Genomic DNA, 10,637 nt, shown 5'->3' with positions numbered 1-10,637 from the left:
GAACTCGCCGATGCGCTGGCCAAACTGTTGGCGGTCGTGGACGTAGGGCACGACTTCGTCCATGCACGCGGCCATGATGCCCAGCGGGCCGCCGCACAGCACGGCGCGCTCGTAGTCGAGGCCGCTCATCAACACCTTGGTGCCGTTGCCCACGCCGCCCAGCACGTTCTCCTCGGGCACTTCGCAGTCGTCGAAGAACAGCGGATAGGTGTTGGAGCCGCGCATGCCGAGCTTGTCGAGGTGCGAGCCGTGCGTGAAGCCCTTGAAGCCCTTCTCGACGATGAACGCGGTCATGCCCTTGGCGCCGGCTTCGAGGTCGGTCTTGGCATACACCACCAGGGTGTCGGCGTCGCCGCCGTTGGTGATCCACATCTTGGCGCCATTGAGCACGTAGCGGTCACCCTTCTTGTCGGCGCGCAGCTTCATGCTCACCACGTCGGAGCCAGCGTTGGGCTCGCTCATGGCCAGGGCGCCCACGTGGTCGCCGGAGATCAGCTTGGGCAGGTATTTCTGCCTCTGGGCCTCGGTGCCGTTGCGGCGGATCTGGTTGACGCACAGGTTGGAGTGGGCGCCGTAGGACAGGCCGACTGACGCGGAGGCGCGGGAGACTTCTTCCAGAGCGATGATGTGCGCCAAGTAGCCCATGTTGGTACCCCCATATTCCTCGGGCGCAGTCATGCCGTGCAGGCCCAGGTCACCGAGCTTCTTCCACAGATCGGCGGGAAACTCGTTCACCCGGTCGATCTCGGCGGCACGGGGCGCGATCTCCTTGGCAGCGAAGGCCTGGATGGTGTCACGCAGGGCTTCAATGGTTTCGCCGAGGTTGAAATCGAGGCTGGGTACGTTCATGGTTTGTCTCCTCCGGAAGATGGGTATGGCGGGACCGGACCTGGCAGTCCCTGTCGACACGCGGCAGAGTACGTCGCCCGGCAGGGTGCCGGGCGCCATCGTGGTTGCAGATCGTGCCACGAGCACACGTCACAGACGATAAAATTTCGGGGCCATGGAAAATCCTGCTCCCGCCCCCCGCCCGCCCGGTCTATCCCGCGCTGCAACACCGATCGCCTTCATCGAGGCCATCCTCGCCGGATACCGCCGCTACGGTGCAGACCCGGCCAGCGCCCTGGCCCGCGCCGGCATCAGCCCGGCCCTGCTCGGACACCCCGAAGCACGGGTGACGGCCAGCCAGATGGAGATCATGTCGGGGGCGGCCATGCAGGAGCTCGACGACGAGGCCCTGGGCTGGTTCTCCCGGCGGCTGCCCTGGGGCAGCTACGGCATGCTGTGCCGGGCCTCCATCACCTCGCCCGATCTGGGGGTAGCCCTCAAGCGCTGGTGCCGCCACCACCGCCTTCTCACCGACGACATCGAGCTGCACCTGGTGGTCAGCGGCAGCGAGGCCCGTTTCACCCTCATCCCCGGCCGCGATCTGGGCGAGCTGCGCGAGTTCTGCCTGGTCACCCTGCTGCGCTATGTGCTGGGCTACGCCTGCTGGGCCATCGACTCACGCATCCCCCTGCAGGAGACCCGCTTCCCCTTCCCGCCGCCGCCCCACGCCGACACCTACCCCCTGCTCTTCCCCGGCCCGGTGCAGTTCAACACGGACGCGGCGGGGTTCAGCTTCGATGCCCGTTACCTGACGCTCCCCATCCGCCGCGATGAAGCCGCCCTGCGCGCCATGCTCCAGCGCGCCCTGCCCCTCACCGTGCTGCAGTACCGGCGCGACCGGCTGCTCGTCGAGGGCGTCCGCCACTTTCTGCGCAGCCCCGACAACCAGGGCGCCACCGCCGAAAGGGTCGCCGAACACCTCCATGTTTCCGTCCGTACCCTGCACCGGCAGCTCAAGGAAGAAGGCTCCTCACTGCAGCAGCTCAAGGACGACACCCGCCGCGACCATGCCATCGCCCTCCTCGACCGCAGCCGCAAGTCGATCAAGCAGATCTCGGCCCTGGTCGGCTTCGCCAACGAGAAGAGCTTTACTCGCGCCTTCCGCACCTGGACCGGCCTTCCACCCCAAGCCTGGCGGGAGAGGAACCACGCCCCCCACCCGGCCCCGGAAGGAATCACCCTGGCGACGGGGTCAGCCTGACGCCCAGGCATCATCCAACTGCAACTTTTCTGCAATCACGGAAGCCGACGGGCGCTGCTAAGGTTTGCCACGATAATCCACTCGTGGAGGCTTCCCCATGGTTTTCTTCGAACTCTTTTCCAACGCCCCCGACATCATCAAGGTCAACGCCGGTGCCGCCCTCTTTCGCGAAGGTGAAGACGGCGCCACCCTATATGTATTGACCATCGGCACCGCCGAAGTGGTGATAGGGAACCGGGTTGTGGAAACACTCCAGCCGGGCAACATCATTGGAGAAATGGCCCTGGTGGACGCGGCCCCCCGCGCAGCCAGCGTGATCGCCGTCACCGACTGCGAGTTCGTCGAGGTGGACGACAAACGCTTCAATTACCTCGTTCAGCAAACCCCGTTCTTTGCCCTCAAGGTCATGCGCGTCCTGTCCGAACGCCTGCGGACAACCTCCGCAATGCTGCCCATCATCGAGGACGTATGAACGGCGTGCTGCAGGTGTAAAGTCGCGCCACGCGAAAGCACTGGTCACGCACGCTTAAGGTTTGCCCCCACGCCAGGGGATGCCGTTAGGCTCGCCCTCGCGGCCGCCGGTATCGCCACGCCCCTCGCCCAGTTCCGCCGCGGGGGCCTCGCGCGTCGGGAACGATCCGCATTGCCGCCCCTGAACCCGGCTTGGCACCCTTTCACGCATTCATCGCCCCCCCATTCGGTTCGGTTCCGGCGTTCAAGTTAAGTGCATCACAGCCACCCGGGCAACCATCGGCTACCATGCCGGCTGTATACCGTTTGAATTTCCCCCCACGTCCTCCAGGAGCGTCCGTGCCCCTCTCTCCAATCCCGTTCCGGCATGCGGGTATCGCGGCCCTGCTCATCGCGATCACAATCAACTCGGTCCATGCCGCACCCGACGCAGACCCCGTCCTCACCCTCGCCGAAGGGCACCTGCGCCTTGAGGCTCGCCTGAGAAAGATGGGTATCGGTGCCGACAAACCTTTCTCCATGCCCGCCTCGATCGACACGGCGAGACAGATCAAGAAGTCCACGCAGGGCAGCGAACGCACGGCCCGCCCCGGACAGGTCGTTGGTCTGGTGATCCGCTTCCGCTCTCCCGACGTTCAAGCCCTGTCGGCCAGCAATGCCCCGCCGCCCGATGCCCTTGTCGCCCAGCTCAACAGCGTCGCAGGCGGCGAGCTGAGCTACCAACGTGCCATGTCCATGGGCTTTCATGTATTCCGCTTCGCCACGCCAAAGCCCCTGAACGAGGCCGGAGCCATCCTGGAACGGCTCCGCGCCCTGCCGGAAATCGAGCAGGTGACCGAAGATCTGCGCACCTCCCGCGACTTCACGCCCAATGACGCAGCCTTCCCCACACAATGGAACATGCAGTCGGTGTACACCTACGGTGGAGCCGCCAACCTCCCCTCCGCGTGGGCAATGACGACCGGGTCCGCCGGCACGGTGGTGGCCGTGATCGACACCGGCATCACCGCCCACCCCGAATTCCAGTCCCGCATCCTCCCGGGCTATGACTTCATTTCAGACCCAATAAACGCGAACGATGGCAACGGGCGGGATGCCGACCCCAGCGACCCGGGCGACTGGACGGCCAAGCACGAATGCGGTTTCGGCGAGCCTGCCTATACGTCCAGCTGGCACGGCACCCACGTGACCGGCATCATCGCCGCCGCGGGCAACAACTGGTCGGGTATGGCGGGCGTGAACTGGAAGACCCGCATTCTTCCGGTGCGGGTGCTGGGCAAGTGCGGCGGCAGCGTATCCGACATTATCGACGGCATGCTGTGGGCCGTCGGCCTGGAGGTACCCGGGGTTCCCACCAACCCCACCCCTGCCCAGGTGCTCAACCTGAGCCTGGGCGGCTGGAGCCCCAGCGGTTGCACATCGGCCTATGAAGAAGCCCTCAACCGGGTGCGGGCCACCGGCGCACTGGTGGTGGCCGCCGCAGGCAACGACGATAACGAATCCGCCTATGTGGTTCCCGCCGCCTGCGAAGGCGTGATGACCGTCGGCGCCGTCGACCACGACGGCTATCGGGCCAGTTACAGCAACTACAGCCTGGTAAATACGGTGAGCGTCTCCGCTCCCGGTGGAGACATCAGCTATTACGGTACCGACGGTTCAGGCATCTACTCGACGGTCAACTCGGGAACCAAAGGCCCCGTGGCCAGCAGCTACGCGTACTACCAGGGCACCAGCATGGCCGCACCCCATGTGTCGGGCATCGCCGCCCTGGCCCTGGCCCAGGATCCGCAGATCAGCCCGGAACTGCTCTATTACGCCATCTATCTGTCCAGTCACGATTTTCCTAGAGACTCCATCTGCAGCAGCTATGCCGAGACCTACCTCCTGTGCGGCGCCGGGATCGCCGATGCCTACCAGACCCTGTTGACAGTGATGGGTCTGCAGCCCTATCTGCTTGTCACCGAGTACTACAACGTGGACATCCGGCACTATTTCCGTACTGGCGCGCGCAGCGACTCCGCCTTCATCCTGGCAGGCAATGCCGGCAAGGGCTGGCGCGACACCTACGACTACTTCCTCGCCTGGCGGGATGGGTCCAGCGGCGCCCAGGCGGTGTGCCGCTTCTACGCCAAAGGTCCGAATTCCCACTTCTTCACCGCCGATGCCAAGGAGTGCGAAGACGTCAAGGGCTACCCGGGATGGGTATACGAAGGCATCGCCTACTACATGAAGGTTCCGAAAAACGGCGTCTGCCCCTCGGGTAGCGTGCCGGTCCACCGCCTCTACAACAACCGCTTCGTCTTCAACGATTCCAACCATCGTTTCACCACCGATAGGGACGTGGTCACCCGGATGACCCAGACCGGATGGATCTACGAGGGCGTCAAGATGTGCGGCGGCGGGGGCTGAACGGCGGCCCCGCTTTCAGGGTGACGGCGCCCGGCCGCGGCGGGCGTCCGGCGACAACCAGCGGAGCAGGAGCGCGAAGAAGGGCTCTGCAGCCACGGGCTTTCCGATATGGTCGTCCATACCGGCCTCGATGCAAGCCAGCCGGTCCTGCTCGAAGGCATTGGCCGTCAGGGCCACGATGGGCGTGCGCGGCCTGCCGGGGAGCGCACGTATCGCCCGCGCCGCCTCAAAACCATTCATCCGCGGCATCTGTAGATCCATCAGAATAAGGTCGTAGGTGGTCCGCTCTGCAAGCACCACGGCCTGGGCGCCATCCTCGGCCAGATCCACGGTCAGGCCTGCGATCCGCAGCAACTCACGGGACACCTCCTGATTGATCGGTTCGTCCTCCACCAGCAAGACCCGGGCCCCCGTACCTATCCTGCGCAACATGTCCTCCGCCACAGCCTCCCCCTCGGCGGACATGGCCGGGGAGTCCGCAAAAAGCAGGTGCGCGGTGAACCAGAATAGGCTCCCGGCCCCTGGCACACTCTCGACGCCGATGGTGCCTCCCATCAGTTGCGTCAGGCGCTTGCTGATGGCCAGCCCAAGCCCCGTGCCGCCATACTTCCGCGTTGTCGAATTGTCGGATTGCTCGAAGGCCAGAAACAGACGTTTCCGGTCCTCCGCGGGAATCCCGATCCCGGTATCGCGCACCTCGAAGCGCAACATCATGCTGCGCCCCTGATTCTCGGGGGGCAGAACCCGCACCGTGACGCCCCCCTTGTGGGTGAACTTGACCGCATTGCTGACAAGGTTGAGGAGTATCTGGCCGAGGCGCACCGGATCCCCCAAGAAGCGTTGCTCCGCAAGGCCCGGGGGAACGTCCACCGTCAGGCCGAGACCTTTCGCCGTGGCCGCCGGCGCCATCAAGCCTGTCAGGGTGTCAAGCACATCCCGCAGGGTGAAGCCCACGGACTCAAGGGTCAGGCGCTCGGCTTCGATCTTCGAGATGTCGAGGATGTCGTTGATCACCGCCAGCAGATGATCAGATGCCTGCTTCGCCTTCTGTAGCTGGTCCATCTGTTTCACATCCGTCGCGCGCCTCAGGGCCAGATCGGTCATCCCCATGATGCCATTCAGGGGCGTACGCAGTTCGTGGCTCATGTTGGCGAGGAAGGCGCTCTTGGCACGGCTCGCGCTTTCGGCCACCTCCTTGGCGATGGAGAGGGCAGCCGTGCGTTCGACGACCAAGTCCTCCAGGTGCTGGCGGTGCAGGGCCAGCTCCGCATCCAGGTGCTTGCGTTCGGTGATATCCCGGGCCGAGCCCACGGTACCGATGACCTTCCCGTCCTCATTGACGAAAGGCGCCTTTCTCACATCCAGCACCACGGGCCTCCCGCGGATGCGCCCGCTCTCCTCGAAGACACAGGGCTGATTCTTCTCGAGCGTGGCGGCATCGGTCTCCTGACAAAGCTCGCCGAAGGTATGCCACAGGGGATCATCCGGGTGGCAGGCGCGCTCCCGCAGGGCAAAATAGGTATCCGTCCGGCCCACGGGCTCGGACGTATCCACCGCACACAGCAAATGGCGGCACACGGCCTGATTGGCAAACAGGTAACGTCCTTCCAGATCCTTCGCCCAGATCAGATCGGGCACGTTGTCACACATCAGCCGCAACATCGCTGCCAGCTTGGCCGACCGTTCGGTGGATTCCGCCAGCTCCGCGGTACGCCGCGCAATGCGCTCCTCAAGGGCGCGCTCCGATGCCTCGAGGGTCTCCCGGGCAAGCCGCTCGGCCTTCAGCGCCTCGGTCTGGGCCTGCTCCTTGTCACGGCGCAGGACATGGATGCGACTCGCCAGGGCAAAGGAAAACAGGAGCAGTTCCAGCGCCGATCCGATCTGCATGCCGTAAGAGGTGATCGGGTTGGTCGGCAGCCAGTTGAGGGTCCGCAGGGAAAGCATGGCCACCCCCAGCAGCAAGAGTGTCCAGGCCACCAGGAAGATGCGTGCCCCCGGCTGGCCACGACGCAAGGCGAGGATGCCGGCGACCACCGCCACGCATGAGAAGGCCGTCCCCACCAGAGCGGTCGCCACGCCCCCTGGCCGATATTCATAGAGCACAGGAAGCAGACCCGCGCCGATGAAACCGACCTGCAGAACGCGGATCAAGCGGTCAAGGCCCGGAGCCATCTGCGCCGTCTGGAGGAACTGCCGGGTGAACACGGCGCCGAAGAAGCCCGTCAGGCAGAACCCCAGGGGCAGCGCCACATTGCCCCAGGCCGGAAACTGCGGCCACAGGAACTGGTTGCCCAGGCCGAGCATGGAGAGCTGGGCCACGGCCATGGAAACGACGCAGGCCACATAGACCAAGTAGATTCGCTCGCGCAGGGAGAAATACAGCAGCAGGTTGTAGGTGCCGAGGGCCAGCAGCATGCCGAAATACAGGGCCAGAACCCCATAGACCTTCTGGTCGTTCTCGTGCAGCGCCCGGGGCTCCCAAACGGTCAGCGGCAGGGTCAGGCTCCCTCCCGAACTCACCCGCAGATAGACCGTCTTTCGACCTCCCGGCTCAACGGCCAGCGGAAACACCAGGTTGCGATGTGGGAACGGGCGCGCACCGTGGGGCATCAGATCCCCCGCCCGTTGATGCGCGGCGATACCGCCTTCCACGGCGAAGAAATCGACGGAATCGAGGGACGGGTAGGCCAGCTCGATCAGCCAGTCCCGGGCAGCACGAGGCTCCGCCGACACTTTCAGGCGCAGCCAGTAGGTGAAAGCCGAGTAACCGAAATTCAGGTCGCTGCGGCCCTCCACGTGCGCAAAGCGGCGGGCCGTTTCCGGCTGCTGCACCTGCTCCAGCGTCAGGTTGCCCGACGGATCTTCCAGCACCTCCAGGTAGGGCCGCAAGGACAGGCAGCGAGTATCGGCGGTGAGAGCGACGGGGCCTGAGGCATGCACGAATCCGGGAAGGGCAGCCAGAGCCAAGAGCACCATCAACAGTCGAACAACCCGCATCCCATTCCTTCGCAAAGATCAGTCTTGAAGCGCGCCCAAGCGCATCAGCGACACATGGTGCCACAAGCCCAACCAGCCACACACCCACGCCCGGCACGTCCTTGTCGACGGGAAGTGGCATCACACCCTGTAGCGCGCCAGCGCGAGTCCCGCCACGTCGATATCGGGCTCCCGGCCCGACATCAGATCCGCCAGAACCCGTCCCGTACCGGCCGCCATCGTCCACCCCAGCGTGCCGTGGCCGGTGGCCAGATACAAGTTGGGGTAGGGCGTCGCACCAATGATGGGGGTGCCGTCGGGCGTCATGGGCCGCAGGCCGGTCCAGAAGCAGGCACGCTCCAGGTCGCCCCCTGCACCGAAGAGATCCCGCACCACATGCTCCAGGGTACGCCGGCGTGCGGGACGCAGGGCCAGGCTGAATCCCGCCAGTTCTGCGGTGCCCCCCACCCGGATACGGTCCCCCAGGCGCGTCACCGCAACCTTGTGGGTTTCGTCCATCACGGTGGATTCGGGCGCCCCGGCCGGGTCGGTGATCGGCAAGGTGAGGGAGTAGCCCTTCACCGGGTAGATCGGGAGCTGCAAGCCCAGGGGCCTGAGAAGGGCGGGCGAATGGCAGCCCAGGGCAACCACGTAGGCATCGCCACAGACCCGTCCGGCCCCGGTCACCACACCGCGCACCCGCCCCCCTTCATGGAGCAGGCCCTGGATCGACTCGCCATGACGGAACTCGACCCCCAGACCTGCGGCCAGGGCGGCCAGGCGACGGGTGAACAGATAGCAGTCGCCGGTTTCATCACCGGGCAACCACAAGCCCCCCGCCACCTTCTCGCGTACCCGGGCCAGTGCGGGCTCCCGGGCGACGCAGCCGTCGCGGTCGAGCAACGCATGGGGCACGCCGAACTGGTCCAGCACGGCCATATCGGTGAGGGCATCATCCACCTGTCTGGCGGTACGGAATAGCTGCAGGGTGCCCCGCGTCCGCTCGTCATAGGCGATCCCCGTCTCGTCACGCAGCGCGCGCAGGCAGTCCCGGCTGTATTCGGCGAGCGCCAGCATGCGCCCCTTGTTGCGCCCATAGGCCTCAGCATTGCAGTTACCCAGAAGCTGCCCCATCCACAACCAAAGGGCCGGGTCGGGCCGAGGCCACAGCACCAGGGGGCGATGTCGCATCAACATCCATTTGAGCGCCTTGACCAGCAGGCCGGGCGACGCCCAGGGGGCCGAATAGCCGGGCGAGACTTCACCCGCATTGGCGAAACTCGTTTCCAGCGCCACCCCCTCACGGCGCTCCAGCAGCACCACCTCATGCCCGGCGCGGGCCAGGAAGTAGGCACAACTCACACCGATCACGCCACCACCGAGTACGATGACCTTCATGATTCGCCACCTCTTGTAGGAAACACGCCACACCGTCCCTGCAAGCAAACCCGGGGCCAGATGGAACGGCGCCGGCCTGAGCGCCACCTGCATGCCACCCCTGATACGCGCTGCCATGACCCTGCGCCAACGATTCCTTGAACTGCAGGCCGCCCTGAACGCCCACCAGGCACTCTGGCGCCCATCGCCGTTCTACATCCGCCACCCCGACTGGTTCGGGCAGTGGCCGGAACTGGCCGACGCCGCCGTCCGGCTGGACGAGGACACCCTCACCCGGCTTGGCGAAGACCCGGCGGCATTGCAGGCCTGGCTCGCACCGCGGCTACCCGTCGCCGCACATCTGGACGCCCTGTGTAGGCTTGCGCCCCTGCAAGTGCGCGCCCTGCCGCCCACCGGCCCCCATTTCGACTGGGAGATCCCCCTGCGCAAGCGCGAGCAGATCGACGCCTTTGCGGCCCATGGCCCGGCCAACCCTGCCCCGCTGCTGGAGTGGTGCGCAGGCAAGGGCCACCTGGGGCGACGCCTGGCCCTCACCGACGGCCAGCCGGTGAGTTCCCTCGAAATCGACCCGACCCTGTGCGCCCATGTCCAGCGCCTCGCCACCCGGGCCGGCATTGCCCAGACCGTTCTGTGCGCCGACGCCCTCGAGAGCGCAGCCCGCCAGCACGTGCGCGACCACAGCGTGCTGGCCCTGCACGCCTGCGGCGAGCTGCATCGCACCCTGGTTCGCCACGCCGCCAGCGACGGCGCCCACAGCTATCGCATCGCCCCCTGCTGCTATTACCGGGGTGCCGGGCATGGCTACGTTCCCCTCAATCGCGACGCCGATCTACCCCTGGATGGCAGCATCCTGCGCCTGGCCGTCACCGAAACCGTCACCGCCCCCCAGCGCATACGCCGGCGCCTGGCCCGCGACCAGGCGTGGAAGCTGGGTTTCACCGCCCTGCGCAATGCCCTCCAGGGTGAAGGAATCCGGCCCTTCCGGCCGGTCCCGTCCACCTGGCTGTCGGGCAATTTCGAAGACTATTGCGCACACCTGGCTTCACGCGAAGGCCTGCCCCTGCCCGGGCAGGTGGACTGGGCGCACTGGCAGGCCGTCGGCGAGCAGCGCCGCAGCGAAGTGCGCCGCCTGGAACTGGTCCGTCACGCCTTTCGCCGCGCCCTGGAAATGTGGCTGGTGCTGGACCTCGCCCTGGGCCTTGAGGAGGCCGGCTTCACGGCCACGGTCGGCACCTTCTGCCCACGCACCCTGACCCCGCGCAACCTGATGGTGCTGGCCGAACGCTGAGGCCCG

At 66.0% G+C, this 10,637-nt stretch carries 7 protein-coding genes; 4 read left to right on the top strand and 3 right to left on the bottom strand.

The window, feature by feature from the left end; translation table 11 throughout:
• Positions 1 to 849: acyl-CoA dehydrogenase family protein (locus J0L98_RS14835; protein ID WP_296412545.1), on the bottom strand; the 849-nt coding region annotated here is incomplete at its 3' end.
• A 154-nt stretch (positions 850 to 1,003) separates the two neighbouring features.
• Here J0L98_RS14835 and J0L98_RS14830 point away from each other — a divergent pair.
• The 3 genes from J0L98_RS14830 to J0L98_RS14820 all read left to right on the top strand — a co-directional run bounded on the left by J0L98_RS14830 (position 1,004) and on the right by J0L98_RS14820 (position 4,969).
• Entirely contained in the window at positions 1,004 to 2,089 is a 1,086-nt protein-coding gene (locus J0L98_RS14830) for an AraC family transcriptional regulator (RefSeq protein ID WP_296412544.1), read from the top strand.
• Positions 2,090 to 2,186: 97 nt separating this feature from the next.
• Positions 2,187 to 2,561, top strand: a complete 375-nt coding sequence (locus J0L98_RS14825) for a cyclic nucleotide-binding domain-containing protein (protein WP_296412543.1) — start codon at positions 2,187 to 2,189, stop codon at positions 2,559 to 2,561.
• Between the two features lie 338 nt (positions 2,562 to 2,899).
• Complete coding sequence (locus J0L98_RS14820) at positions 2,900 to 4,969, top strand: S8 family serine peptidase (protein ID WP_296412542.1); 2,070 nt, start codon at positions 2,900 to 2,902, stop codon at positions 4,967 to 4,969.
• Between the two features lie 15 nt (positions 4,970 to 4,984).
• Here the strand turns inward: J0L98_RS14820 and J0L98_RS14815 are convergent, their stop codons facing one another.
• Both J0L98_RS14815 and J0L98_RS14810 read right to left on the bottom strand, forming a co-directional pair.
• Complete coding sequence (locus J0L98_RS14815) at positions 4,985 to 7,966, bottom strand: 7TM diverse intracellular signaling domain-containing protein (protein WP_296412541.1); 2,982 nt, start codon at positions 7,964 to 7,966, stop codon at positions 4,985 to 4,987.
• Between the two features lie 120 nt (positions 7,967 to 8,086).
• Positions 8,087 to 9,343, bottom strand: a complete 1,257-nt coding sequence (locus J0L98_RS14810) for a D-amino acid dehydrogenase (protein ID WP_365954850.1) — start codon at positions 9,341 to 9,343, stop codon at positions 8,087 to 8,089.
• 91 nt (positions 9,344 to 9,434) lie between these two features.
• On the opposite strand from J0L98_RS14810, the gene J0L98_RS14805 reads away from it, so the two are divergent.
• Positions 9,435 to 10,631: a methyltransferase gene (locus tag J0L98_RS14805; protein WP_296412540.1), complete on the top strand. Its 1,197-nt coding sequence runs from the start codon at positions 9,435 to 9,437 to the stop codon at positions 10,629 to 10,631.
• Positions 10,632 to 10,637: the final 6 nt, after the last annotated feature.

It is taken from the genome of Zoogloea sp., from assembly GCF_017302315.1.
GTDB lineage: Bacteria > Pseudomonadota > Gammaproteobacteria > Burkholderiales > Rhodocyclaceae > Zoogloea.
This window is presented reverse-complemented; position numbering and strand designations above follow the sequence as displayed.

Coding starts and splice junctions, on each gene's coding strand:
- J0L98_RS14815 (WP_296412541.1), bottom strand. CDS start 7,966: ATGCGGGTTGTTCGACTGTTGATGGTGCTCTTGGCTCTGGCTGCCCTT.
- J0L98_RS14810 (WP_365954850.1), bottom strand. CDS start 9,343: ATGAAGGTCATCGTACTCGGTGGTGGCGTGATCGGTGTGAGTTGTGCC.
- J0L98_RS14805 (WP_296412540.1), top strand. CDS start 9,435: ATGCCACCCCTGATACGCGCTGCCATGACCCTGCGCCAACGATTCCTT.
- J0L98_RS14825 (WP_296412543.1), top strand. CDS start 2,187: ATGGTTTTCTTCGAACTCTTTTCCAACGCCCCCGACATCATCAAGGTC.
- J0L98_RS14830 (WP_296412544.1), top strand. CDS start 1,004: ATGGAAAATCCTGCTCCCGCCCCCCGCCCGCCCGGTCTATCCCGCGCT.